Origin of the sequence: Streptomyces sp. AA4 (genome assembly GCF_000158875.1) — a bacterium.
Classification (GTDB): Bacteria; Actinomycetota; Actinomycetes; order Mycobacteriales; family Pseudonocardiaceae; genus Amycolatopsis.
Genome location: NZ_GG657746.1, coordinates 2,527,884 through 2,552,690 on the forward strand (window position 1 = coordinate 2,527,884; position 24,807 = coordinate 2,552,690).

At 70.2% G+C, this 24,807-nt stretch carries 20 protein-coding genes; 10 read left to right on the forward strand and 10 right to left on the reverse strand.

The genetic code is table 11. The annotated features are described in order from the left end of the window. Positions 1-226 precede the first annotated feature (226 nt). The 8 genes from SSMG_RS11835 to SSMG_RS11870 all read left to right on the forward strand — a co-directional run bounded on the left by SSMG_RS11835 (position 227) and on the right by SSMG_RS11870 (position 9,693). Positions 227-1,018, forward strand: a complete 792-nt coding sequence (locus tag SSMG_RS11835; protein ID WP_037713410.1) for a TIGR03084 family metal-binding protein — start codon at positions 227-229, stop codon at positions 1,016-1,018. Next, complete coding sequence (locus SSMG_RS11840; RefSeq protein WP_009075970.1) at positions 1,015-2,709, forward strand: acyclic terpene utilization AtuA family protein; 1,695 nt, start codon at positions 1,015-1,017, stop codon at positions 2,707-2,709. Before SSMG_RS11835 ends, SSMG_RS11840 begins: the two co-directional genes overlap by 4 nt. Further along, positions 2,706-3,857: an acyl-CoA dehydrogenase family protein gene (locus tag SSMG_RS11845; RefSeq protein ID WP_009075972.1), complete on the forward strand. Its 1,152-nt coding sequence runs from the start codon at positions 2,706-2,708 to the stop codon at positions 3,855-3,857. The genes SSMG_RS11840 and SSMG_RS11845 overlap by 4 nt, the downstream gene beginning before the upstream one ends. After that, positions 3,854-5,455 carry an acyl-CoA carboxylase subunit beta gene (locus SSMG_RS11850; protein WP_009075974.1) on the forward strand — a complete coding sequence of 534 codons (1,602 nt, stop codon included), beginning with the start codon at positions 3,854-3,856 and terminating at the stop codon, positions 5,453-5,455. The genes SSMG_RS11845 and SSMG_RS11850 overlap by 4 nt, the downstream gene beginning before the upstream one ends. A gap of 5 nt (positions 5,456-5,460) precedes the next feature. Continuing rightward, positions 5,461-7,413: a biotin carboxylase N-terminal domain-containing protein gene (locus tag SSMG_RS11855; RefSeq protein WP_009075976.1), complete on the forward strand. Its 1,953-nt coding sequence runs from the start codon at positions 5,461-5,463 to the stop codon at positions 7,411-7,413. Continuing rightward, positions 7,410-8,576: an acyl-CoA dehydrogenase family protein gene (locus SSMG_RS11860; RefSeq protein ID WP_009075978.1), complete on the forward strand. Its 1,167-nt coding sequence runs from the start codon at positions 7,410-7,412 to the stop codon at positions 8,574-8,576. The genes SSMG_RS11855 and SSMG_RS11860 overlap by 4 nt, the downstream gene beginning before the upstream one ends. A gap of 139 nt (positions 8,577-8,715) precedes the next feature. Continuing rightward, positions 8,716-9,321, forward strand: a complete 606-nt coding sequence (locus SSMG_RS11865) for a TetR/AcrR family transcriptional regulator (RefSeq protein WP_037713415.1) — start codon at positions 8,716-8,718, stop codon at positions 9,319-9,321. 102 nt (positions 9,322-9,423) lie between these two features. Next, a complete protein-coding gene (locus SSMG_RS11870; RefSeq protein WP_009075983.1) occupies positions 9,424-9,693 on the forward strand; it encodes a hypothetical protein in 270 nt (89 codons plus the stop codon). 524 nt (positions 9,694-10,217) lie between these two features. On the opposite strand, the gene SSMG_RS11875 is transcribed toward SSMG_RS11870, so the two are convergent. After that, positions 10,218-11,189 carry a chitinase gene (locus SSMG_RS11875; RefSeq protein ID WP_050788154.1) on the reverse strand — a complete coding sequence of 324 codons (972 nt, stop codon included), beginning with the start codon at positions 11,187-11,189 and terminating at the stop codon, positions 10,218-10,220. Between the two features lie 314 nt (positions 11,190-11,503). Here SSMG_RS11875 and SSMG_RS11880 point away from each other — a divergent pair, with 314 nt between their 5' ends. Continuing rightward, positions 11,504-12,157 (forward strand): NIPSNAP family protein, encoded by a 654-nt coding sequence (locus SSMG_RS11880; protein WP_009075986.1) that lies wholly within the window; start codon positions 11,504-11,506, stop codon positions 12,155-12,157. Between the two features lies 1 nt (position 12,158). Here SSMG_RS11880 and SSMG_RS11885 read toward each other — a convergent pair whose 3' ends face one another. After that, positions 12,159-12,602, reverse strand: a complete 444-nt coding sequence (locus SSMG_RS11885) for a nucleoside deaminase (RefSeq protein WP_009075989.1) — start codon at positions 12,600-12,602, stop codon at positions 12,159-12,161. A gap of 79 nt (positions 12,603-12,681) precedes the next feature. Between SSMG_RS11885 and SSMG_RS11890 the strand changes: the two genes are divergently transcribed. After that, positions 12,682-13,704 carry a YafY family protein gene (locus tag SSMG_RS11890; RefSeq protein WP_009075990.1) on the forward strand — a complete coding sequence of 341 codons (1,023 nt, stop codon included), beginning with the start codon at positions 12,682-12,684 and terminating at the stop codon, positions 13,702-13,704. A gap of 198 nt (positions 13,705-13,902) precedes the next feature. Here the strand turns inward: SSMG_RS11890 and SSMG_RS11895 are convergent, their stop codons facing one another. From SSMG_RS11895 to lanKC, 8 genes are all read right to left on the reverse strand, one after another. Further along, positions 13,903-14,508, reverse strand: a complete 606-nt coding sequence (locus tag SSMG_RS11895) for a TetR/AcrR family transcriptional regulator (protein WP_009075994.1) — start codon at positions 14,506-14,508, stop codon at positions 13,903-13,905. Positions 14,509-14,742: 234 nt separating this feature from the next. After that, complete coding sequence (locus SSMG_RS11900) at positions 14,743-16,653, reverse strand: primary-amine oxidase (RefSeq protein ID WP_009075996.1); 1,911 nt, start codon at positions 16,651-16,653, stop codon at positions 14,743-14,745. After that, a complete protein-coding gene (locus SSMG_RS11905) occupies positions 16,650-18,344 on the reverse strand; it encodes an ABC transporter ATP-binding protein (protein ID WP_009075999.1) in 1,695 nt (564 codons plus the stop codon). Before SSMG_RS11905 ends, SSMG_RS11900 begins: the two co-directional genes overlap by 4 nt. Continuing rightward, positions 18,341-19,987: an ABC transporter ATP-binding protein gene (locus SSMG_RS11910; RefSeq protein WP_009076000.1), complete on the reverse strand. Its 1,647-nt coding sequence runs from the start codon at positions 19,985-19,987 to the stop codon at positions 18,341-18,343. The genes SSMG_RS11905 and SSMG_RS11910 overlap by 4 nt, the downstream gene beginning before the upstream one ends. Then, a complete protein-coding gene (locus SSMG_RS11915) occupies positions 19,984-21,918 on the reverse strand; it encodes a prolyl oligopeptidase family protein (RefSeq protein ID WP_009076002.1) in 1,935 nt (644 codons plus the stop codon). Before SSMG_RS11915 ends, SSMG_RS11910 begins: the two co-directional genes overlap by 4 nt. A gap of 66 nt (positions 21,919-21,984) precedes the next feature. Next, complete coding sequence (locus SSMG_RS44295) at positions 21,985-22,113, reverse strand: SapB/AmfS family lanthipeptide (protein WP_086024887.1); 129 nt, start codon at positions 22,111-22,113, stop codon at positions 21,985-21,987. A 4-nt stretch (positions 22,114-22,117) separates the two neighbouring features. Then, complete coding sequence (locus SSMG_RS46805) at positions 22,118-23,017, reverse strand: hypothetical protein (RefSeq protein ID WP_286156949.1); 900 nt, start codon at positions 23,015-23,017, stop codon at positions 22,118-22,120. Next, positions 22,911-24,701, reverse strand: coding sequence for a class III lanthionine synthetase LanKC (gene lanKC / locus SSMG_RS11920; protein ID WP_009076005.1), 1,791 nt, complete (start codon positions 24,699-24,701; stop codon positions 22,911-22,913). The genes SSMG_RS46805 and lanKC overlap by 107 nt, the downstream gene beginning before the upstream one ends. Positions 24,702-24,807 lie beyond the last annotated feature (106 nt).

The window sequence follows — 24,807 nt, forward strand, 5'->3', positions numbered from 1 at the left end:
TCGGTGCGTCTGGCGCACCGAACGCCACATTCGGGCGCGCCGGAGGCGGTGACCTGCTGTCCGTGAGGGGAACCCTGCGGGACTCAAAGTCCGTCAGGGTTCCCCTCACGGACTTGCTCGGACAAGGTGCCGGGTGCAAAACAATCAGGCGCGCTTGATTTTTCCGGGGCCAGGGTCCACGCTGGGTCCGCACGAGGTGGTGCGGCGGACGCAGGGAGGCGCAGGAATGGCTGATCTCGCGGGGATCCTCCGGGATCTCGCGGCCGAATCGCAGGCGGTCGACGACCTGGTCGCCGGGTTGCCCGCCGAGGGGTGGGCGCGGCCGACGCCGGCGCCCGGCTGGAGCATCGCGCATCAGATCGCGCATCTGGCGTGGACCGACGGCAAATCGCTGATCTCCGCGAGCCGGCCGGAGGACTGGCAGTCCGAGGTCGAGAACCTGTTGAGCATCGGCGAAAACTACGTCGACCAGGGTGCCGAAGACGGGGCTAAGCTGCCGCCGGACGAGTTGCTGGCGCAGTGGCGCGCCGGTCGGGCCGCGCTGGCCGAGGCGCTCGCCGCGGTGCCGGACGGGCAGAAGCTGCCGTGGTACGGCCCGCCGATGAGTGCGGCTTCGATGGCGACCGCGCGGATGATGGAGACCTGGGCGCACGGGCAGGACATCGCCGACGCGCTCGGCGTGAAACGCGAGCCCACCGAACGGCTGCGGCACATCGCCCGGTTCGGCACGCGCACGCGCGATTTCGCGTACAAACTTCACTCGCTCGCGCCGCCGACGGAGGAATTCCGCGTCGAGCTGACCGCGCCGGACGGCAGCACGTGGGCGTTCGGACCGCAGGACGCGGAGCAGCGGCTGACCGGCAGCGCGCTCGACTTCTGCCTGGTCGTGACGCAGCGGCGGCATCCGGCGGACACTGATCTCGTCGCGACGGGCGCGGACGTCGAGGAATGGCTGGGCATCGCGCAGGCGTTCGCCGGACCGCCCGGGGCGGGGCGCGAGCCGGGGCAGTTCGCGTGAGCGCGCCGCTGCGCGTGGGGAACGCGTCCGGGTTTTACGGCGACCGGTTCTCCGCCGTGCGGGAAATGCTGACCGGCGGCCCGCTCGACGTCCTGACCGGCGACTATCTCGCCGAGCTGACCATGCTCATCCTCGGCCGCGACCGGATGAAGGACCCGGCCCGCGGCTACGCCAAGACGTTCCTCCGGCAGATGGAGGAGAACCTCGGACTGGCGAAGGACAAGGGCGTCCGGATCGTCGCGAACGCGGGCGGGCTCAACCCGGCCGGGCTCGCCGACGCGTTGCGGGAACTGGCCGCGAAACTTGGTATCGAGGTCCGCGTCGCGCACGTCGAAGGCGACGACCTGATCGCGCGCGCGGACGAGTTCGGCTTCGAGAAACCGTTGACTGCCAACGCTTATCTCGGTGCGTGGGGCATCGCGGAATGTCTGAAGGCCGGTGCGGACGTGGTGGTGACCGGACGGGTCACGGACGCGTCGGTGATCGTCGGACCGGCGGCGGCGCACTTCGGCTGGGCTCGCGACGACTACGACGCGCTCGCCGGGGCGGTCGCGGCGGGGCACGTCATCGAATGCGGCGCACAGGCGACCGGCGGCAACTACTCGTTCTTCCGGGAACAGCCGATCGGCGTGCCGGGATTCCCTCTCGCGGAGATCCACGCCGATGGCTCCAGCGTCATCACGAAGCATCCCGGCACCGGTGGCGTGGTGAACGTAGGCACCGTGACGGCGCAGGTGCTGTACGAGATTACCGGTGCGCGGTATGCGAATCCCGATGTGACGGCACGGTTCGACACTCTGTCGCTTTCGGACGACGGGCCGGACCGGGTGCGGATCAGCGGGGTGCGCGGGGAAGCGCCGCCGCCGACGTTGAAGGTGTGCCTCAACCGGCTCGGCGGTTTCCGGAACGAGACGACGTTCGTCCTTACCGGACTGGACATCGAGGAAAAAGCCGCGCTGGTAAGGGAACAGCTGGAAGGAGCGCTGGCCAAGCGCCCGCCGGCCGAGGTCCGGTGGACGCTCGCACGCACCGATCACGCGGACGCCGACACCGAGGAACGCGCCAGTGCGCTGCTGCACGTCGCGGTGAAGGACAACGATCCGAAGATCGCCGGACGCGCGTTCAGCGGAGCGGCGATCGAGCTGGCGCTCGCGAGCTACCCGGGATTCCACGTCACCGCACCGCCTTCGGACGCTTCGCCGTTCGGGGTCTATTCGGCGGCCTTTGTGGACGCTGCCGCGGTGCCGCACGTCGCGGTCCTGCCGGATGGGTCCAAGGTGGACATCGCGCCCGCCTCCGCGACGCTCGATCTGTCCGAAGTGGACGAACCAGAGTTGCCGGAACCGTTGCGGGCGGACAAGGTGCGGCGCGTGCCGCTCGGTCTCGTGGCCGGGGCCCGCAGCGGGGACAAGGGCGGCAACGCGAACCTCGGCGTGTGGGTGCGGTCCGAGGAAGCCTGGCGCTGGCTCGTGCACCGGCTGACTGTCGGGGAATTCCGCCGTCTGCTGCCGGAAACCGAAGGACTGCCGGTCACCCGGCACCTGCTGCCGAACCTGTGGGCGATGAACTTCGTGGTCGAGGGCATTCTCGGTGACGGCGTCGCTTCGCAGGCCCGATTCGATCCGCAAGCGAAGGCGCTCGGCGAATGGCTGCGGGCGCGCGAACTCGACGTCCCGGAGGCGCTGCTGTGACCGTGGATCCGTTCCGCACGCCGGAACGCACCGAACTGCGCGCGACGGTGCGCCGGTTCGTGGAGAAGGACGTGCTGCCGCACCTGGACGACTGGGAGCGGGCCGGGGAGCTGCCGCGCGACCTGCATCGCAAGGCCGGACAGCTGGGCCTGCTCGGGGTCGCGTTCCCCGAATCCGCGGGCGGCGGCGACGGCAATTACCTCGACGCGCTCGTGGTCGCCGAGGAAATGCACTACGCGGGCGGGTCCGGCGGGCTGTTCGCGTCGCTGTTCACCTGCGGGATCGCGGTGCCGCACATCGTCGAGGCCGGCGATCCGGTGCAGATCGAACGCTGGGTGCGGCCGACGCTGGAAGGCGAGAAGATCGGCTCGCTCGCGGTCACGGAACCAGACGGCGGCTCCGACGTCGCCGGGATTCGCACAACGGCGGTGCGCGAGGGCGACGAGTATGTGCTCAACGGGGCCAAGACGTTCATCACCTCCGGCTGCCGCGCGGACTTCGTGACCACTGTGGTCCGAACTGGCGAAGCTGGTGCGCACGGTCTTTCGCTGATCGTGGTCGAGCGCGGAACGCCCGGGTTCACCGTGTCGCGCAAGCTGGAGAAGATGGGCTGGGCGGCTTCGGACACCGCGGAACTGTCTTATGTAGACGTTCGAGTGCCGGCGGAGAACTTGGTCGGCGCGGAGAACAGCGGGTTCGCGCAAGTGGCGACGCAGTTCGTCACCGAGCGGCTTTCGCTGGCGGTGCAGGCGTATGCGCACGCGCAGCGGGCATTGGATTTGACGCTGGACTGGTGCCGGATGCGCGAGACGTTCGGACGTCCGCTGATCTCGCGGCAGCTGGTGCAGCACAAGCTCACCGAGATGGCCGGCAAGGTCGACGTCGCGCGGACGTATGCCCGGCAGGTCGCGCTCCGGCACGTGTCCGGCGAAGAAGTGATCGCCGAGGCGTGCTTCGCAAAGAACACCGCGGTGCAGACCGCCGAATGGGTCGTGAACGAGGCGGTGCAGCTGCACGGCGGGCTCGGCTACATGCGCGAGTCCGAAGTGGAACGGCACTACCGCGACGTCCGCATTCTCGGCATCGGCGGCGGCACCACCGAAATCCTCACCGGACTGGCCGCGAAGCGATTGGGATACACCGCATGACCACTCTCAGGTCCACAGTGGACACCCGGGCCGACGAGTTCGCCGCGAACCGCGAGGCGATGCTGGAGAAGCTCGCGGAGATCGACGCCGAACAGGCCAAAGCGGTCGCCGGCGGCGGCGAGAAGTACGTCGAACGCCACCGCAAGCGCGGAAAACTGCTGGCGCGCGAGCGGATCGAATTGCTCCTGGACGAGGATTCGCCGTTCCTCGAGCTGTCACCGCTGGCCGCGTGGGGTTCGGACTACCGGGTCGGCGCGAGCGTGATCACCGGGATCGGCGTCGTGGAAGGCGTCGAATGCCTGATCTCGGCCAGCGACCCGACGGTCAAGGGCGGCGCGAGCAACCCGTGGACGACGAAGAAATCGTTCCGGGCGGCGGACATCGCGGCGCAGAACCGGCTTCCGGTGATCAACCTGGTGGAGTCCGGCGGCGCGGACCTTCCGACGCAGAAGGAAATCTTCATTCCCGGCGGCCGGATTTTCCGCGACCTGACGCGGTCGTCGGCGGCGAAGATCCCGACCGTCGCGCTGGTGTTCGGCAACTCCACGGCGGGCGGCGCGTATCTGCCCGGCATGTCCGATTACGTGGTGATGGTGAAGGAACGCGCGAAGGTGTTCCTCGGCGGACCGCCGCTGGTCAAAATGGCGACCGGCGAGGAGTCCGACGACGAATCGCTCGGCGGCGCGGAAATGCACGCCCGGACGTCCGGGCTAGCCGATTACCTCGCGGTCGACGAGGAGGACGCGATCCGGCTCGGCCGCGGCATCATCAAGCGGCTCAACTGGACCAAACAAGGCCCGTCGCCCAAGCCGGACTACGCCGAGCCGTTGTTCGACGCCGAGGACCTGCTCGGCATCGTGCCGACCGACCTCAAGATCCCGTTCGACCCGCGCGAGGTGATCGCGCGCGTGGTGGACGGTTCGGACTTCGACGAGTTCAAGCCGCTGTACGGGCCGAGCCTGGTCACCGGATGGGCGAGCATCCACGGCTACCCGGTGGGGATCCTGGCCAACGCGCAGGGCGTGCTGTTCGGCGAGGAATCGCAGAAGGCCGCGCAGTTCATCCAGCTGGCCAACCAGATCGACACGCCGCTGGTGTTCCTGCACAACACGACCGGCTACATGGTCGGCAAGGAATACGAGCAGAGCGGCATCATCAAGCACGGTGCGTTGATGATCAACGCGGTGTCGAACTCGAAGGTGCCGCACCTGTCCGTCCTCATGGGAGCGTCCTACGGGGCCGGGCATTACGGGATGTGCGGCCGGGCCTACGATCCGCGGTTCCTGTTCGCCTGGCCGAGCGCGAAATCGGCGGTGATGGGACCGGCGCAGCTGGCCGGCGTGCTGTCCATCGTGGCCCGTGCAGCGGCGGCGAGCCGAGGCCAGGAGTACAGCGAGGAAAACGACGCCGCGATGCGCGCCATGGTGGAAAACCAGATCGAGGCGGAATCGATGCCGATGTTCCTCTCCGGCATGCTTTACGACGACGGCATCATCGACCCGCGCGACACCCGCACGGTGCTCGGGATGAGCCTGTCGGCGATCCACAACGGACCAGTGAAGGGCGTCGAAGGCGGCTTCGGCGTCTTCCGGATGTGAGGGCCATGATCCAGAATCTGCTGGTCGCCAACCGGGGCGAAATCGCCCGCCGCGTGTTCCGCAGCTGCCGGGACGCCGGAATCGGCACGGTCGCGGTGTTTTCCGACGCGGACGCCGACGCGCCGCACGCGCGCGAAGCCGACGTCGCCGTCCGGCTGCCGGGCAACGCGCCGGGCGAGACGTATCTGCGCGGCGAGCTGATCGTCAAAGCCGCGGCCGACGCCGGAGCCGACGCGATCCATCCCGGGTACGGCTTCCTGTCCGAGAACGCCGGTTTCGCCCGTGCGGTGCTCGACGCCGGACTGACCTGGATCGGCCCGCCAGCCGCGGCGATCGAGACCATGGGCTCCAAAGTGGAGTCGAAACGGCTGATGGCCGCCGCCGGGGTTCCGGTGCTGTCCGAATTGGACCCGGCGTCGGTGACCTCGGATGACCTTCCGTTGCTGGTCAAGGCTTCCGCTGGCGGTGGCGGGCGCGGAATGCGCGTGGTCCGTTCGCTCGACGAGCTCGCCGAAGCCGTGGAGAGCGCCCGCGCGGAAGCGGGATCGGCGTTCGGCGACCCGACGGTGTTCTGCGAGCGGTACCTCGAAACCGGACGGCACATCGAGGTCCAGGTGCTCGCCGATTCGCACGGCACGGTCTGGGCGGTCGGGGAGCGGGAGTGCTCCATCCAGCGCCGGCACCAGAAGGTGGTCGAGGAAGCGCCATCGCCCTTCGTGGACGATGCCATGCGGGCCGAATTGTTCGATGCCGCGCGCAAAGCCGCGCAGGCGATCGACTACGTCGGCGCGGGAACCGTCGAATTCCTGGCCGGTCCGGACGGCCGGTTCTACTTCCTGGAGATGAACACGCGGCTGCAGGTCGAGCATCCGGTGACCGAGAATGTCACTGGGCTGGATCTGGTCGCGCTGCAGCTTTCGGTGGCAGAGGGCGCTCGGTTGCCTGCCGAACCGCCTGCGGCCCAGGGGCATTCGATCGAAGTACGCCTGTACGCCGAAGACCCGTCGGCGGGATGGCAGCCGCAGAGCGGTACGTTGCACACCTTCGAAGTGTCCGGAGTGGACCGCGAATTCACCCACGGCGCCGGGCTAAGGCTGGATTCCGGTGTGGAATCCGGTTCGGTGATCGGTGTTCATTACGACCCGATGCTGGCGAAAGTCATCACGTGGGCGCCCACGCGGGCGGAAGCCGCGCGTCGACTCGCCGGTGCGTTGGCCGGCGCGAAGATCCACGGCGTGGTGACGAACCGCGACCTGCTGGTCCGGATCCTGCGCCACGAAGCTTTCCTCGCCGGGGAAACGGATACCGCGTTTTTCGACCGGCACGGACTCGACACTTTGGCCGCTCCGCTGGCCACTGTGGACACCGAACGCTGGTCCGCCTTGGCGGCCGCGCTCGCCGATGCCGCCGGGAACCGGGCTTCCGCGACCACTCTGGGACGACTGCCCAGCGGCTGGCGCAACGTCCGCTCCGCCGGTCAGCGCAAGGTGTTTGCCAAGGGAGACAACCGTTACGAGGTCGTCTACTCGCTGACCCGGGACGGTCTGCGTGCCGAAGGCTACGACGATGTCGCCTTGGTCGCCGCGGCACCGGACAAGGTGGTCCTCGACATCGCCGGGGTCCGCCGGACCTTCGCGGTCGCCCGGCACGGTTCGGTGTCCTATGTGGACTCGCCGCTGGGTGCGGTGGCGCTGGCCGCCGAACCGCGATTCGCGGACCCCGATTCGGCGCTGGCCGCGGGTTCGCTGCTCGCGCCGATGCCGGGCACGGTCGTGCGGCTCGCGGTGTCCGCGGGGGACAGTGTGCGGGCGGGCGATCCGTTGCTGTGGCTGGAAGCGATGAAGATGGAACACCGGATCTCGGCCCCGGCGGACGGCGTGGTCGCCGAACTGCCGGTCGAGGTCGGGCAACAGGTCGAGGTAGGCGCGGTGCTGGCTGTGGTGGGAGAGACCGAATGAACGCGATGAACTTCGTCGAGCCCGAGGAGCGGGTGGCGCTGCGCAAGGCCGCGGCCGACTTGGCGGGCAAGTACGGGCACGAGTATCACGCGAAGAAGGCTCGCGCGGGCGAGAAGACCGACGAGCTGTGGAACGAAGCCGGACGGCTCGGCTACCTGGGCGTGAACCTGCCGGAGGAGTACGGCGGCGGGGGAGCCGGGATCGCGGATCTCGCCGCGGTGCTGGAGGAATTCGCGGCCGCGGGCTCGCCGCTGCTGCTGATGGTGGTGTCGCCGGCGATCGTCGGCACGGTGCTGTCGCGCTTCGGCACGCCGGACCAGAAGAAGCAGTGGCTGCCCGGAATGTCCGACGGCAGCAAGAAAATCGTCTTCGCGATCACCGAGCCGGACGCCGGGTCCAACTCGCACCGCATCACGACGACCGCGCGCCGGGACGGCGGCGACTGGGTGCTGTCCGGGCGCAAGGTGTTCATCTCGGGCGTCGACGAGGCGGACGCGGTGCTCGTCGTCGGCCGCACCGAGGACGCGAAGACCGGCCGCTTGAAGCCGGTGCTGTTCGTGGTGCCGACGGACGCGCCCGGGTTCGAGTATTCGAAGATCGACATGGACATCGTCGCGCCGGAAAACCAGTTCTCCCTGTTCCTGGACGACGTGCGGCTGCCCGCGGAAGCCCTGGTCGGCGAGGAGGACGCGGCGATCGCGCAGCTGTTCGCGGGCCTGAACCCGGAGCGGATCATGGGCGCGTCGCTTTCGCTGGGCACCGCCCGGTACGCGCTGGACAAGGCCGTGGGGTACGCCAACGAACGCCAGGTGTGGGGTGCGCCGATCGGTTCGCACCAGGGGCTCGCGCATCCGCTCGCGCAGGTGAAAATCGAGTTCGAGCTGGCGAAACTGATGACGCAGAAGGCCGCCACGCTCTACGACGCGGGCGACGATTTCGCCTCCGGGGAATCCGCGAACATGGCGAAATACGCGGCGGCGGAAGTCGCGATCCGCGCGGTGGACCAGGCGGTGCAAACCCACGGCGGGAACGGCCTGGCGACCGAATACGGCCTGGGAAGCCTGGTGACGACCGTGCGGTTGGGCCGGATCGCGCCGGTGAGCCGCGAGATGGTGCTGAATTTCGTGGGGCAGCACAGCCTTGGGCTGCCGAAGTCGTACTGAGCAGTGGTGACGTCATGAGGAGCGTCCGACGCGGGCCGGGCCTGAGGTCCGTGAGGGGAACCCTGAGGGAATCAGAGTCCCTGAGGGTTCCCCTCACGGACTTGTGCGGGAGCGGACCGGCCGGGCGAGGTGGTGCCTGATGCTCCGCGAACCGCAGCAAGAACGCAGCCGCACTACTCGGCGGCGGTTGATCGAGGCCGCCATGGACTGCATTGGGGAGCGGGGCTGGCACGGGGTCACCGTCGCGGTCATCGCGGAGCGGGCCGGAGTTTCCCGGGGCGCGGCGCAGCACCACTTCCCGACCAGGGAATCGCTGGTCGCCGCGGCCGTCGAGTTGCTCGGCGAGGCTCAGCTGGACGAACTGCGCACCCGGGCGGCCGGGTCGCCGGGCGGGGCGTCGCGGATCGAGTGGGTCGTCGAGATGTTGCTGACCCTCTACACCGGGCCGATGTTCCGCGCCGCGCTGCAGTTGTGGGCGGTCGCGTCGACGGACGAGCAGTTGCGCGACGTCCTCGTGCCGCTGGAGGCGCGGGTCGGGCGGGAGGCGCATCGGGTCGCGGTCGAGCTGCTCGGCGTCGACGAGACTCGGCCGGGCGTGCGCGAACTGGTCCAGGCCACGCTCGACCTCGGGCGCGGGCTCGGCCTCGCCAACCTGCTCACCGACGACACCCGCCGCCGCGAACAGATCGTGCGCGAGTGGGCTCGGACGCTCGAGTCTCGCCTGGCGGGAACCGAACAGGTCTAGGCATCGTCACATTCCCGAACAGCTACAGTGTGGCTGTTAACACAGTTGGCTCAATCGGCGATAACGTTGAGTAAGTAGCCCACGAGGAAGAAGGCGATCCCGGTGTCCGGTGCAGAAGGGGTGACCGTCGAGCTGACCCATCGCGCGATGGCCATGCTCAAGGCGGTCGCGCAACAGCGCGCGGAGATGTCCACCAGCTGCGAGCCCGACCTTTTCGTCGACGGTTTCGCGTGCTGCGACCAGATGACCGCGCACGCGCTCGCCAAGGGCGGCTACCTTCGTCCGGGCAAGGGTGTCACCGCCGCGGGCCGCGTCCCCGCCGAGCTGACCGAGGCCGGCGAAGCGGCGCTGTCGGTTACCGCCGCTGCCTGATCTTCACTCGTTTGGCCGTATCCGCGCACGCTGTGTGACGGACGGTCGAACGGGGACCTCCCGGGCGGGAAGGTCCCCGTCGCCCCGCTTCGCCCGGCTGGACTGCCACCAGGGCGAGGCGGTGGTTCAGTCCACCGGTGGCTGACGGCACGGCGGCCGGTCGCCCAGCCGGACCGCCCCCAACGCGGTCCGGGCCGACCGAACGGGTGCCACCTGGTTTGGACCAGGTGAGCGTGCCCAGGCGGGTTCAGCCCGATCGATCCGCTCACCTCGGCCGAACTGCGGCCCGTCTTGCTCTGACCAGCCGAACTGCCGTCGATTCGGCCCGCCGTGACCGTTGTGGTCGGAGCAGCCGAACCGCCGTCAGCTCGGCATAGGCGAGCTGTACCGCTGTCGGCTCGGCTCGCTGCGACCGTTGCGGCCGGGTCAGGGGAGCGCTGCCAGTCCACTCCGGAGCACCGCGGTCAGCCTCGTGCGGATCGGCACCCGGCCTGAAGCAGCCGAACCGCCGCCCCGGACCGTGGTCAGCCGTTGTACCCGGCCACCACCTTCGTGAACGCGTAGTTCTCCTGGTCGATCCCGCTGCACCCGCTGCAGTCCCGGTTCGTCGCCCAGAACGTCACCCGGCCCAGGTGATGCTCGGCGGCCCAGTCCCGGATCGCGGTGAAGTCCGCTACCGACACGACTTCGCCCGCTCGGTCGGTCTTGCCGTTCATCGACGACAGGCCCGCTCGGTGATAAGCCGTGGCGTCGTCCCAGCCGAAGGTCGACTTCAGTTCCCCGACCAGCCCGTCGACCGCGGATTTCGTCATCGCGACCATGTCGCCGCCGTCGGAGAAGTCGAACGGCATCAGCGACCACACGTCGACGTCCGCGCCCAGTGCCTTCGCCTGCGAGATCAGCCGCTTGCCCCAGTCGTTCGGGCCCTGCGGCGTGGTGCCCATCGTGATCACGACCCGCAGGTTCGGGTTCCTGTCCTTGACGATCTTGACCGCGCCGAGGATCCGGTCCTGCACGGCCGCGTTCTCGAACTCGTCGGTGTTTTCGATGTCGAGGTCGATCGCTTGCAAGCTGTAGGCGTCGATCACCTGCTGGTACGCGCCCGCCAATTCGTCCGGCGACCCGCAGTTCGGGCCCAGTTTGTTGCCCGACCAGCCGCCGAAGGACGGGATCACGTCGCCGCCCGCGGAGCGGATCTTCTGGATCATCGCGGCATCGGTGCCGTCGAGCGGGCGATTGCCGTCCCACGCCGGGGTGCAGCCGCCGCCGGAAAGCATGAACGCGAGGGTGAACGCGCTGACGCCGGTCGCGTCCATCGCGGCGGACGGATCGCTCTGGCCGCCCCACTGGTACAGGTACGGCGCCGCGAGGACCGGGTCTCCCGCGGCTGAGGCGGTGCCGGTCGCGGCGGACAGCGCGGCACCGGCGGCGAGTGCCAGTACGCCGAGCCGTCCGGCGAGTGCCCGGCGGGAATTGCTGCGGCGCAAGGATTTCATGGGTCCTCCAACGGGGGAAGCGCGCCCGGCGGCACGCGTCATCGGAGCACCTGGCGAAGCCGGACGTGGCGGCGGCGCCCCGGCAGGCACTCGGGGGAGTGTGTGCGCAGTCACAATGGACTAGACCATTGAGAAGTGTCAAGACGCGGGCGAGGGTGGGAAAAAACCTCACTGCTGGCAGGAGGTCCGGGTGCCGGTGAGCGGGACGATCGGGAAGCCGGGCGGGGACGGAAGGGCAACCGAAGCCGCTCGGCGAGCGCGGTCGCCCCGCTGTGCGACGCTGGGAGGAGAAGCGAGAGCGAACTGGGAGCGTCATGACCGAACCGGTCCGGATCAGCGGTGCCGACGTCGCCCTGGAGCAGCAGGCCGTCCGGTACGAGCTGGCGATCCTGTCGTTCCGGCTGCTCGACGGGCCGAAAGCCGCCGAGGGCGTGCTGCCGTGGGTCGAGGGGCACGGCGAGCTGCTCGGCTGCTGGCAGACGGAGAACGGCCCGCTCGGCAGGCTGCTCGTGCTGCGCGGATTCGAGAACCAGCAAGCTCTGGACGAGGAGCGGTTGCGCGCCCGGCACAGCCGCGAACCGTTCGGCGGCGGCTGCCTGACCGACCTGTCGCTGCAGAGTTTCGCGCCGTTCCCGTTCGTCCCGCCGGTGCGGCCGGGGAAGTACGGCTCGGTCTACGAAATCCGCGACTACCGCCTCCGGCCCGGCGGCCTGACCGCGACGATCGACGGCTGGCGCGAAGCGCTGCCCGCGCGGCACCTGGTCGATCCGCTGACCGTGGTGATGTACGCGCTCGACGGCCCGGACCGGATCATCCAGATCTGGCCGTTCGCCAGCCTGGACGAACGGCTCGCGATCCGCCGCGACCTCTACGCGAAGGGCATGTGGCCGCCGCCGGGCGCGCCGGAGGAGATCCTCGACGCGGACTCGATCATCGCCCTGCCGACGGAGTTTTCGCCGCTGGCCTGAGTCACGTCGGTTCGCCGATGTCCTCGAACCACAGCGCGGGCTCCCGCTCGATGAACTCGGTCATCAGTGCGACGCACGCCGGGTCGTCGAGGAGGTCGATCCGGACGCCGTGGTCGGCCAGCCAGCCGTGGCCGCCGGTGAACGTCCGCGATTCGCCGATCACCACGTGCGGGATGCCGAACTGCCGGACCAGGCCGCTGCAATACCAGCACGGCGACAGCGTGGTGACCATGATCGTGTCGCGGTAGTGCGGGCGGCGGCCGGCGGCGCGGAACGCGGCGGTTTCGGCGTGCAGGGACGGGTCGCCGTCCTGGACGCGCCGGTTGTGGCCGCGGCCGAGCAGCTTCCCGTCCCGGTCGAACAGGGCCGCGCCGATCGGCACGCCGCCCTCGGCTTTTCCGGCTTCCGCCTCTTCGCGGGCGACAGCGAGCAGGTCGTCGAGCATGCGTCACTTTCGCACGGCGCGGCGAGGTCCGGCCGATCGAGGACTGAAGCTGTCCGCGAAGCGTGGCAGAGTGCTCGGCATGTACGGAACCTCCGAGCGCCTGTTGCGCCTGCTCTCGCTGCTGCAGGCGCGCCGCGACTGGCCTGGTCCGGACCTCGCGGGCCGGTTGGGCGTCGACGTCCGGACGATCCGCCGCGACGTCGAACGGCTGCGGCAGCTCGGTTACCCGGTGCACGCGACACCGGGGGTCGCGGGCGGGTACCGGCTGGGCTCCGGTGCGGCGCTGCCGCCGTTGCTGCTGGACGACGACGAGGCGGTCGCGGTGGCGGTCGGCCTCCGCACGGCGGCCAACGGCACCGTGTCCGGCATCGAGGAGACGTCTGTGCGCGCGTTGGCGAAGCTCGAGCAGGTGCTGCCCGCGCGGCTGCGGCACCGGGTGCGGGCGATGGATTCGGCGATGGTCCGGATGCCGGGCGGCGCGCCGACGATCGACGCGGAGCTGCTCACCGTGGTCGCGGCCGCGTGCCGGGACCACGAGCGGCTGCGGTTCACCTACGGCACGCACGCGGGCGCGGTGGCCGAACGCGACGTGGAACCGCTGCGGCTCGTGCACACCGGCTGGCGCTGGTACCTCGTCGCGTGGGACCTCGGCCGCGACGCCTGGCGCACCTTCCGGCTGGACCGCATCGAAGGTCTGCCGACGCCCAGTTTCCGTTTCACGCCAAGGAAACCGCCGGCCGAGGACCTCGCCGCGTACGTGTCGAGCCGCATCGCGACCGCGCCGTATCCGCACATCGTGACGCTGCGGGTGTCGGCTCCGGCGGAAGTGCTGGCGGCGCGGGTTTCTCCGACGACGGCCGTGATCGAGCCGATCGACGACGAGACCTGCCGGATGCGCACCGGCGCGAAAACCTTCGACTACATCCCGTTTTACCTCGCGCAGTGGGAATTCGATTTCGTGGTGGAGGACGCACCGCCGGAATTGCTGGACCGATTGGCGCACATCGCGGAACGGTTCGCGCGGGCGACTTCAGGCCGAGGTGGCGACGGCGAGCAGATCCGCGGGGGCGATGCCTCGGTCTGGCTCCGCACCGGTGAGTGAGTCGGAAATCGTGACGCACGGTCGACGCGTTCGGCGAAGAGGTGACCGGCATCGGGGTCGGCGACCCGGTTTTCGGTCCGGGGCCGTTCCACCGGTCCGCTGCGACGTCCTCGGCGAGTTCGCGTCGCTCGCGGCGGAGGGCAAATTCTCGATTCCGGTGTCCCGGATCTTCCCGCTGGGCGAGTGGCGCGCCGCGCGCTAACTCGCGCCGAGCATGCGGAGGACCAGTTCGCCGTACTCCCTGCCGAGTTCGGCGGGCGTCTGCCGGGTCCGTTCGCTGTACCAGCGCGCGACGTCGACGCCCAGCGACAGCACCGCCCGTGCCGCGATCCCGACGTCGCTGACGGTGAACGCGCCGGACTCGACCCCGTCGGCGATCACCTCGCGCACGCGCTGCTCGATCTTCCGCCGAAGCTGCGCGACGACCTGGTATTCCTTCTCCGGCAACGCGTTCAGCTCGTACTGCACGACCCGCGCGACCGTGTGCCGCCGCGCGTGCCAGGCGACGAAATCCTCCACTAGCAGCCGCATCCGCTCCACCGGGCCGGTGACGCGCCCGAGGACGTCCTCGACGAGGGCGAGCGTCTGCTCGTGCCCGTTGCGGCTGATCGCGAAAAGCAGCGCGGCTTTCGAGGGGAAGTGCACGTACAGCGCGGCCGGGCTCATCCCCGCCGCGCCGGCGATGTCCCGCGTGGTGGTCGCGTGGTAGCCGCGCTCGGCGAACGACTCCACCCCGGCGAGCATCAGCCGGCGCGCGGTCTCGGGCTGCACGTCGGGCCACAGGTCGGCCGAGAGCGTGGTCATCCGGCGATCCTCCTCTAGTCCCGCGCCGGCCGGTGAGTCCGCCCGTCGTTCCTAGAGTGTAAGCGCTCGCTCAGTGCCGAGTCCGGTCGTGCGTCCGCGACCGGCGCGACCTGCCGATGAGCGTATCGGAGCTGCCCGGCCGCGGCCGAGGAAAACAGTACTTTCGGCGGTGCCGCAGGCACGCTGCGCAGGAATCGGAGCCTGCCTCCGGAACCGCGGCCGACGCCGGACGGCTCAGCAGTGATGTCCGGGCCGAGGCAGGTCCAGCGCCGGGTTCGCGGCGAAGAACGCCACCGGCCTGAGGTGGAAGCCCGCTTTGGACACCGGCATCACCGGCCAGTCCTCCGGGCGCGGCACGTGGTTCGCGCCGAACGTGTACCAGACCACGACATCGGTGTCGACGAGCGGCCGGTCGGCGCGGACGTACTCGGCGAGTCCGTCGTCGCCGGGGCGTTGGTTGGGGTAATCGCCCGACGCGTAGCGCTGGTCCGGATCGTAGGCGGTGACCCACAAGTGCCGGTACGCGAAGCCCGCGCGCCGGCTCGTCTGCGACCCGCTTTGGGCCAGCGGCAGGATGTTCGTCCCCGGCATCAGCTGGTAGCCGACCGGGCGGCCGGTGTGGTGGCGGACCGACGGGTTGACGACTGTCCACACGCGACCGGCGAGCGGGTCGACCAGCCGCTGTGCCTCGCTTTCCCGGGCGAGCAGCGTGGGCTGCGCGGCGAACGCGTTGTGGTGCTCGGAACCCGGCACGGCGACGGTGTCCACTTCGTACACGCTGTTGTGCTCACCGTCGACGGACATGTCCAGCCGCATGTTGAAGAAATGCTGGTGGTTCGGGGCGTACAGGCCGGGAGCGACCGGGGTGCCGTAGCGCGGAGCATCGCCCTCGTACGCGCCGGTGGAGACGATGCCGGTCAGCTTCACCTCGAACTCGATGGTGCCGTCGAGGTAGAAGTACCAGAAGAATCCGTAGTCGTAGTTGTTCGCGGTGGCCCAGCAGGAGACCACGAGCCGGCGCTGCCGACGGGTTTCGGCGTGCCCGAGGTTGCCGTCGGTGTGCTTCCAGGCCAGGTTGTCGTCCTCCTCGTGGATGCAGACGGCGTTGGGCAGCGTCACCGGAGCGCCGTCGTCGTCGCACATCACGACGTCCAGGTAGCGGATCTCGCCGAGGCAATCGCAGCCCAGCGCGAGCGAGTTCAGCCACGGCCCGATGCCGCCCTCGCCGATGTCGAAGGCGTTCTTCACCCGCTGCGACGGGTTCGGATCGCCGTAAGGCACGTACAGCTCCGACATCGAAGCCCGGTACACGATCGGCCGCTCTCGTCCGCCGTCGTCGTACCCGATTTGGTGCAGCACCAAGCCTTCCCGCATGGTGTAGCCGACGCGCAGGCGCCAGCGCTGCCAGCTCAGCTCGTAGCCGTCCAGCGTGAAACTCGGACCATCCGGTTGCGTGATTTCCAGCGGCCGAAGATCGGCCCGGGTCGCGGCGAACGACGGCACGTTGTCCGGGTAGCCCTCGATCTCGCCGGTGACCAGCTCCGGGATGTAGTTGCCGTGCCGCGGCGGGATCGGCACGACGCCGTGGTCGGCGAGTTCCGCGACCTCCATCCGGTCGATGTCGACCAGTGCGGTCAGCCCTTCGACCGGGTGGGCGTAGCGATTGTCGTAAATCCCTTGCCGCACATAGACCTGCGGGCGCATCAGCCGCCGTGCCGGGTCCTCGGCGGGCCCGGTGTTGCCCGCCGCCCACAGGTCGATCACGACCGAGTCCAGGTCGGTGATTCCCCTGCGGCGCAAGGCCTCCTGGAAGCCGGGGTCGGCGCGCAGGACCGCGTCGCATTCGGCGAACTCGTCGCGGGAGAAGCCCGGCTGCGCGTCGGGAATCTCCCGCCAGGACACCAGTTCCCCGCGGGTGATCGAGACGACGGCCTCGATCGTGGTCCGGCTGTCCCGGTCGCGCAGCACCGCGAACGCCTCGCGCTCGACCGGGACCCCGTCGAGCACGGAGCGTTTGGCCGGCTCGTGCAGTTCGATGCTGAGGAACCGCACCATGGCCCCGAGTCCCTTGGCGCCCTTGAGAATCGCGGACGCGGCCGCGATCTCGTCGGCCGTGAGCGGCGCGAGCGGATTAGCGGTCGTCACACTTCCTCCAGGCGGCGTTCAGGATTCCAGTGACCGAGCAGGTCCCGGTAGAGGGGAGAGGTTTCCAAGAGCGTCCGGTGCTCCCCGGCGGCGGCACCGGTGCCGTCGAGCACCAGTACCCGGCGAGCGCGCAAGGCGGAGCTGATCCGGTGCGCGATCACGATCAGCGTGCAATCGCGCTGCGCGAACGCTTCCTCGGCTCGGCGTTCGGCGGCGGGGTCGAGATGACAGGTCGCTTCGTCCAGGACCACCACCGAGGCCGGTGAGAGGTAGGCCCGCACCAGTGCGATCAGCTGCCGTTCGCCCGCTGACAACGCCGACGGCACGACCTCGTCGCCGAGGCGCGCCACAAGCTCGTCGGCGCCGATCGCGTGGACTGCCTGCGCCACCCGCTCGGGGTCGGCGTCCGGCGCGAAGTAGGTCAGGTTGTCCCGCACGGTGCCCGCGAAGACGTAGGCCTCCTGCGGGATCAGCGTGCGCACCTGAGCAAGCCGCTGTGCGGACAGGTCGGAGACCGGTACGTCGCCGAGCAGGACCTCGCCGGCGGTGGGGCGCAGCAGTCCGCAAAGCAGACCCGCCAGCGTCGACTTGCCGATGCCGCTGGGACCGACGATCGCCAGGTGGTCGCCCGGCGGCACGACGAGATCGAGCCCGCGCAGCACGGGTTCGGCATGCGAGCCGTAGGCGAAAGTGAGGTCGCGGACGGTCAGTTCGCCGCTGCGGCCGGGTTCGGCGAGGCGCGCCGGTTCGGCGGGCAGTTCGGCGGCGTCGAGGATGCGGCCGACGGTGACGACGTACCGCAAACCGCTGCCGCCGACCGCGGTCATCAGGTTGCGCAGCACCGGCTGGAGTCCGATGAGGACGTAGGTGAGACCGCCCATCACGGCCCCGGCGGTCAGGCCGCGGCTGACCAGCCACGGTCCGGCGACGAGCAGCACGATCAGCGGCACCCAGCCGCCGACTGCCAGGCAGAGCGTGCGGGCCGCGGTGACGGTGGCGATCGCGCGCTCGGCGTCGGCCTGCGCCCGGATCGGCCCGGCGACCAGGTCCGCGGAGTGCTCCTCGGCGCCGGTCGCGGCGATGTCGCGAGTGCCGGCCAGTACGGCTCCGGCGGTGACCGCGAGGCGCTCGTCGGCGTGTACGGAGCGGCGGAACCGTTCGGCGGCCAGGTGGAGCGTGCCGAGGAACAGGCCGAGACCCAGCAGGAACGGCGGCAGCAGGAGGGCCACGATGACCGGGTCGACCGACCCCATGCCGACCACGACGCCCACGACCGTCACGAGGAACCCGCGCAGCACGACGATCAGCCCGGCGTAGGTGTCGCGGACGATCTCGACCTGGTGGGTCAGGCGCGCGATGGCCCCGTCGTCGGCGCGCCCGCGCACCGCGTGTCCCAGTGCCCCGCGGACGACCTTGCGCACGAGGGTGTCGCGGAACGGCTCGACCAGCGAGCCGAGCAGCCGGCACACCTGTCGCGAGCCGAGTGCCCCCAGCCCGGCGGCCACGAGCAGCAGCCCGAGCCACGCGAGGCCCACCGCCGGGCGATGGGCCAGGAAACCCGAGTCGACCGCGTGCGCGACCGCGAAGCCGGAGAGAGCGGCGGGCAGCGCCTCGGGCACCGACCACAGCAGCAACGCCACCACCGGCCTGCGCGGCATCGCCTGGAGGCCAAAGGAGATTTCCCGCCTCATCCGAAGACCTCCCGGTAATCCGGCCGCGCCCACAGTTCGTCGTGGGTGCCGGTCGCGACGACCTTGCCCTCGGCCAGCCAGACCACCAGGTCGGCGCGCGCCGCGGTCGCCGCGCGGTGGGTGACGATCAGCCGGGTGCGCTCGCCGTGGTCGTCGGTGAGGGTGCGGGCGATCTGCATCTCGGTGACCATGTCCACACTGGACGTCGCGTCGTCGAGGACCAGCAGGCGCCGGGCTGGCCACGCGCGGGCCAGGCCGAGCCGCTGGTGCTCGCCGCCGGACAGAGGCGCCTCGGCCAGCGGGGTCGCGTAGCCGTCCGGGAGCCGGTTGACGAACTCGTCCGCGTGCGTGGCGCGCGCAGAGGCCCGCACGTCGATGTCGCGTCCGGCAGCCACCGCGTCCGCGATCGACGCGCCGACGAGGACCGGCCGCTCGAACGCGCAGCCGACCGCGGTGCGCAGCGCGCGATGCTCCAGCGCCGCCAGCGCGACTCCGTCGAGCAGGACCTCGCCTTCGTCGGGGGTGCGCAGGCGCGCGGCTACCTCCGCGAGCACCGACTTACCCGCTCCGGACGCGCCGACGACCGCTACCGCCGCCCCGCCGGGGATGCTCAGGTGCACGTCTTCCAGCAACACCGTGTCGTCCGCGCGCACCGTCACGCCGCGGAACTCGACGGCACCCGGGCCGTCCGGCAACGCCTCGGTGCCGTAGGAAACCGGTTCGGTCGCGAGCACTTCGGCGACGCGGCGCACGCCCGCCTTGGCCCGGGCGAGCCTGCTGAAGACCCCGGTCAACGCGCCGAGCCCGCCGCCGATCACCGCGTATTGGCTGGCCGCGAACAGTTCGCCGGGGGTGATCCGGCCGCGCAGCAGTTCGATGCCGCCGGCGGCGAGCACGGCGACCAGCACGAGGGGGCCGACCAAGGTGGCTTGCGCACTGGAGCGCGCCAGGACGTTCCAGGTGCCGGCACCGTGTTCGTGCAGCGTCGGCAGATCAGCCAGCACCCGGCGTTCCTCCGCGTCGACGGTGCCCGCGGCGGCGATTGTCCGGGCCCCGCCGAGGGATTCGGCGAGCCGGGCCGCGATCGCGCTCTGCGTCTGCTGGTAGGCGACCATCACCGCCGCACTGCGCAATGCGAAGGTCCGCAGCACGGCCACCACCAGCGCGAGGCCGGCCAGCAAGGCGAGCGCGAGCCACAGATCGATCCAGGCCAGCAGCACGAGACTGCCGATCGGCGGCAGCGCGGCCGAGATCGTCGTGACGACGGCCGGACCGGCTTGCGCGGCCTCGACCGCGCTGCCCGAGACCCGCGTGACCAGGTCGCCGGTCTCGAACCGGGCGGCGCGGGCCGGACCGATCGCGAGCACATGCCGCACGACGCGATCGCGCAGCCACGCCGTGGTCCCGGCGACGCAGGCGGTGCCCGCGTAGGCGTCGACCACGTCGAAGACGACGTTGACAGCGATCAGGATCCCGGCGGCCACCACCCAGGTCCCGCGGCTGTGCCCGGTGATCAGCGCGTCGACCGCGTTGCCCAGCACAGTGGGCAACGCGAGGGTGCCGAGGCTGCCGACGAGGCCGGCGAGCCCGATCAGCGGCAGCCAGCCGCCCGCGCGCCGCGCGACGTCGCCGAAAGTGATCATGCGACGTCCAGCCCGGTGTGCTTGGCGAGGAACGCGAGCAGGTCGCCCGCGAGCCGCATCGCCCGGGTCGCCGAACTCGCGCCGTGGCCGGCGTCCGGCTCATGGCGCAGCAACACCGGCCGCCCGCTCGCGGTCGCCCACTGCAGCGCCGCGCACATCTTGCGGGCGTGCATCGGGTCGACCCGGGTGTCTCCGCCGAACGTCGTGAAGAGCACCGCGGGGTACTCGACGCCTTCCTTCACCCGGTGGTACGGCGAATAGCCGAGCAGCCAAGCCAATTGCTCGGGATCAGCGGCGGAGCCGTACTCCTCGCGCCACTGCGGACCGAGGCCGAACCGCTCGTACCGCACCATGTCGAGCACCGGCGCCGAGCACACCGCGGCGGCGAACAGTTCCGGACGCTGGGTCAGCGCGCCCGCGACCAGCAAGCCGCCGTTGGACTCGCCGCAGATGCCCAGGTGCGCCGGTGTCGTCCAGCCCTCGGCGATCAAGTGCTCGGCCGCGCAGACGAAGTCGTCGAAGGCATTCTGCTTGCGGTCGAGCATTCCGTCGCGGTGCCATTCTTCCCCTTCCTCGCCGCCGCCCCGCACCTGTGCGGACGCGAAAACGCCGCCCGCCTCGACCCACGCGAGGATGTAACTGGAGTAGGACGGCGTGAGCGGTACGCCGAAACCGCCGTAGCCGTAGAGAATCGTCGGACGCGGCCCGGTGCCGGGCTTCGCGAGGACTACGACCCGGATCGGGGTGCCGTCCGCGGAAGTCGCGGTCAATTGCCGGCTGAGCACGTCGGGCACGGTCACGCCGGGCGTTCCCGCCCACAGTTTTGTCTGGTGCGTCTCGGCGTCGTAGCGGTAGACCGCGCCCGGCGTCACGCTGTCGGTGTAGCTGAACCACACCTCGTTGCCGCGCGTGGACACCGAACCCAGCGATCCGGCACCGGGCAACGGCACGTCGGCGACCCGGTCGCCGGTCCGGAGGTCGTGCAGGCTCATCTCGCCGATCGCGTGCCTGATCCGGCTCACCACCAGGAACCCGTCCAGCAGCGCCAGATCGCTGATCACCGCTGCCGGATCCTCCGGGATCAACTCGCGCCACCGCGAGGGCTCGGAGAGATCGGCCACGCACACGCGGCCGCGCGGCGCGTCCTGGTCGGTGAGGAGGTACAGGAAATCCTTGTGGGGCAGGGCGGCCGCGCGACCGTTCGGTCCTTTGTGGATGGTTCGCTCCGCGCCGGTGACGGGGTCGACGAGCCACAGGCCGGTGCCTTCGGCGAGCACCAGGCATCGGCCGTCGCGATCGATTTCCAGCCCGAGCGACCCGGTTCGCTCGGAGACCGCGAAGTCCTGTTCGACCGGGGTGCCGACCCGGTGCCGCCAAACGCGCCGCTCGCGCACGTAGCAGAATTCCTCGGTGCCGGACAACCACGCGACCGGGGTGTACCGGCATCCGTGGATCGGCCCGCCGAGTTGCTCGCCGGAGCCGACGTCGAGCACGTGCAGAACTGAGTTTTCCGTACCACCGCGGGAGAGCTGGTACGCCAGGCGCGTGCCGTCGTGGCTGGGGTGCCATGCGTCGAGCGTCACCAGGCCGTCGCGGTCCAGCGCGCTCGGGTCGACGAGCGCCCGTTCCGCACCGTCCGATTCGGACACATAGAGCACCGGGTGCTCCTGTCCGGGTTGCTGGCGAAGGAAAAACTGCCGATCGCCGCGCCAGAGGGGAGCTGTCACGACCCCAATCGCGCTCAGCCGCCGCACGTCCTGGTGCAGCCGCGCGCGTCCGGGCAGGGCGGCGGCGTGCGCGCGCCAGCGGTCGTCCTCGGCGGCCTGCCAGCTCCGGGTCTGCGCGCTGGCGGCGTCTTCGAGCCACCGGTAGGGATCGGGCACGAGGTAACCGTGCAGGTCGTCGACGATCGGCAGGCGTTCGGCAAGCACGGCCGCTCCTTTCGCGAAGGGTGGGTCCCGGGCGGAGGACAAGTTCCGCCCAGGACCCGTCGAGCGTCAGTGGCAGAGCAACAGGCTGACGTTGCTCGGCGTGTGCGACGCGCAGCCCAGAACGGTCAGCGTGGAACCGCCGCCGCCGCCCTTGCCGCCGGGAGCCTCCAGACCCTGCAGGTCGAGAAGTGCCATGTGATTACACCTCCTTCGATCGGTCGTCGGGTGACGAATGCCCAGTGGCATCCGGGTTCTCGGGACCGGCCAGGAACGGGAGCCGCACGGGTGCGTCGTGCAGCACCGAGCCGAGCGCGAACAGCACGCCCGCCGTCCCGGTCGCGAAATCCATCGACAGGCGCAACAGCTGGTCGCCGGGGAACGCGAGCCCGTCGGCATAGGGCACCGCGTGCCAGCCCAGCCCCCGGACCAAGGTGTCCACTGCGGACGGTTGCGCGGCCAGGAGCATTCCGGCCCGGCCGGTGTAAAGGCCGGACTGCACGAAGTAGGCGCTCCGGGTGACCGCGCGCAGCCTGGCCAGTATTTCGCCGAGTTCTTCGTCCGGGCGGTGGCGCAGATAGCGCTCCAGCACCAACGCGATCCCGACCGAACCCTCGTCGAGGTAGGGCAGCGTCCGCCAGCCTTGGTCGATCTGCACGGTGCCGTCCTCGGCGCGGATGCACCGGCGAAGGTCCTGGCGCAGCGCGATTTCCGCGCGATCGAGCAAGCCAAGGTCGCCCGTTTGCTCGTAGGCGTGCAGGAACAGCAACGCCGGTCCGGCCGACCCGAACATCAGCCCGGCCCGGGGATGGTCGCCTCCGCTGATTTCGGGGACGTCGGTCACGCCGCCCAGCCGGTCGGCGACCTGGTCGACCACCGACAGCGCGGCCTCGAGGCCGAGGTCGGCCCGGAAGTGCAGCAAATTGAGCCCGATACCGGCCAGTCCGCCGTGCAAGCCGAGTTCGGTCGCGTCCGGCGGCATCGCGAGACAGCGTTCAAGGATTCTCAGCGCGTCTTGCCGGTGCCCCAGTTCGGCCAGGACATACGCGACGCCGTGCAGGCCGTTGTAGAAGCCGAGGGCAGCGCCGTCGGCCGGGGTCAACGCGTGTTTGCGCAGCCAGTCCTCGTGTTCGGGGAAGCGTCCCGCACCGGTGGCGGAGAGGGCGTACAGCACGCCTGCCGCGCCGTACGCGATGTTGATGCCGCCTCCGGGCAGGAACTGCGCGATGTCGCCGGGGAAAAGGCGGTCGTCGCGGTCCGGGGTGGCGGACGCGAGGATCGAGGTGCGCAGCGCGGCCCGCAATTCGTCCCAAGAAAAACAATACGGGCAGCGGGAGGCCGGGCATCCGGGACGGCTCCGGCTCCGCGCCCTCGATGACGCGCACGGATTCGTCCAACGCGCCCGGCGGCAACGGGAAGACCTTGGCCGCGTACTCCGCGATCTGCCGTGCCTTGCCGGGGTCGAACCGCGTGGTGATGGTGGCCTGCGGGGCGAACATGCCCAGGTACATGCAGGCGAGCGCGTACCGGTCCACCTCGGTGCCGAGCCGGTCGGCGGGCGCGGAGAACGCCGGGTGCGCGAGCGACGAGCGGGCCGCGTCTTCCGCCAGGGTGGCGACCTCGAAGTCGATCAGCACCAGCCGGCCCTCGGCCGTGACCAGGATGTTCTCCGGGTGCAAATCGCCGAACACGACGCCGCGTCCGTGCAGCGCGTCCACCGCGGCGGAGACCTTGGCGAGCATGCCCAGTGCCCACTCGACGTATTCGGCCAGCTTCTCCGGCCCCGGATCGGGATGGGTCAGCGGATAGCGGTGCACCAGCAGGCGCTGCAACGGGTTGCCGTCGACGAACTCCTCGACGAGGAAGTGGTGTTCGCCCAGTTCGAAGGAGTCGAGCATCGCGGGCACCACGTCGAGTCCGGCGAGGCGGCCCAGCATGTCGCGCTCGTGCCCGATCCGGGTCACCGCGTCGCGGCCGGCCACGTCGAGGCCCGCGTACGGCCGGCCCTCCTTGAGCACGACGCGGTCGCCGGTGCGGGTGTCCCGGCCGAGGTACACGCCGCCGCCGTTCGAGAACTGCATCGCGCTTTCGATCGCGTACGGCAGATCCGCCGTGGTGACGGCCGCCCGGGCGGCTAGGTGCGGTTCCAGGAACGACGGCAGCGGGATCCACGGCGGGAGCGCGAACGTCGGGCCGCGCACGTCGGGAACCAGTGCGCCGTCGGCATTTTCGATGGCGAGCACGCGCTCCCCGTTGTCCGATACGCAGAAACGCTCGGTGAAGCCGCCGTACCGCACATACAGCGGCCCGTCGCCGTAGCGGAGATCGCTGAGGATGTAGGGGCCTGCTACCCCGCGAAGCAGGCCGTCCAGTTCGGCGAGCACGGTCTCGAACCGGGTGTCCGAATCCGGGTAAATAGTGGCCAGTTTTCCGCTCGATCCCCGGAATGCCGATTTGGCGTTGAACAGCACCACGACATTTCTGCTGCGCAAGAATTTGAACGCGATCCGGTTGCTTTCGCAGTATTCCCAGACCGCGTCCAGCACCCGTTCGGCGTCCTCCAGCCGTGCCGACACATGGATCTTCCAGCCTTGCGCCGGGAGCGGGACGTCCTCGGGCGCGTAGTACATCCAGGTGTCGCTGGACTCGTGCGCCCATCCGGGCGGAACCGCGCGCGCGGTGGCCGCGAAGTCCGTGCTGTCGCCGGCGTGCCGGGTCGGCTGGTCGTAGAACAGCCGGTCGGCGAGGCAGTAGACCTCGTAGTTCGCCTCGTCCCGCACCGTCATCCGAGCCCACCTCTTCAGCTGCGATTCATGGCCGGACGGAAGGTTAAGAAATGGGGTTTCCGGCCGGCTTAGCGTTCTCTTACGGGCATTTGGAGGCGGGTTAATC

Bases quoted from the DNA above. Each gene is read 5' to 3' on its own strand.
- SSMG_RS11835 (WP_037713410.1), top strand. From the start codon at position 227: ATGGCTGATCTCGCGGGGATCCTCCGGGATCTCGCGGCCGAATCGCAG.
- SSMG_RS11850 (WP_009075974.1), top strand. From the start codon at position 3,854: ATGACCACTCTCAGGTCCACAGTGGACACCCGGGCCGACGAGTTCGCC.
- SSMG_RS11855 (WP_009075976.1), top strand. From the start codon at position 5,461: ATGATCCAGAATCTGCTGGTCGCCAACCGGGGCGAAATCGCCCGCCGC.
- SSMG_RS11860 (WP_009075978.1), top strand. From the start codon at position 7,410: ATGAACGCGATGAACTTCGTCGAGCCCGAGGAGCGGGTGGCGCTGCGC.
- SSMG_RS11865 (WP_037713415.1), top strand. From the start codon at position 8,716: ATGCTCCGCGAACCGCAGCAAGAACGCAGCCGCACTACTCGGCGGCGG.
- SSMG_RS11875 (WP_050788154.1), bottom strand. From the start codon at position 11,189: ATGAAATCCTTGCGCCGCAGCAATTCCCGCCGGGCACTCGCCGGACGG.
- SSMG_RS11880 (WP_009075986.1), top strand. From the start codon at position 11,504: ATGACCGAACCGGTCCGGATCAGCGGTGCCGACGTCGCCCTGGAGCAG.
- SSMG_RS11885 (WP_009075989.1), bottom strand. From the start codon at position 12,602: ATGCTCGACGACCTGCTCGCTGTCGCCCGCGAAGAGGCGGAAGCCGGA.
- SSMG_RS11890 (WP_009075990.1), top strand. From the start codon at position 12,682: ATGTACGGAACCTCCGAGCGCCTGTTGCGCCTGCTCTCGCTGCTGCAG.
- SSMG_RS11895 (WP_009075994.1), bottom strand. From the start codon at position 14,508: ATGACCACGCTCTCGGCCGACCTGTGGCCCGACGTGCAGCCCGAGACC.
- SSMG_RS11905 (WP_009075999.1), bottom strand. From the start codon at position 18,344: ATGAGGCGGGAAATCTCCTTTGGCCTCCAGGCGATGCCGCGCAGGCCG.
- SSMG_RS11910 (WP_009076000.1), bottom strand. From the start codon at position 19,987: ATGATCACTTTCGGCGACGTCGCGCGGCGCGCGGGCGGCTGGCTGCCG.
- SSMG_RS44295 (WP_086024887.1), bottom strand. From the start codon at position 22,113: ATGGCACTTCTCGACCTGCAGGGTCTGGAGGCTCCCGGCGGCAAGGGC.
- lanKC (WP_009076005.1), bottom strand. From the start codon at position 24,701: ATGACGGTGCGGGACGAGGCGAACTACGAGGTCTACTGCCTCGCCGAC.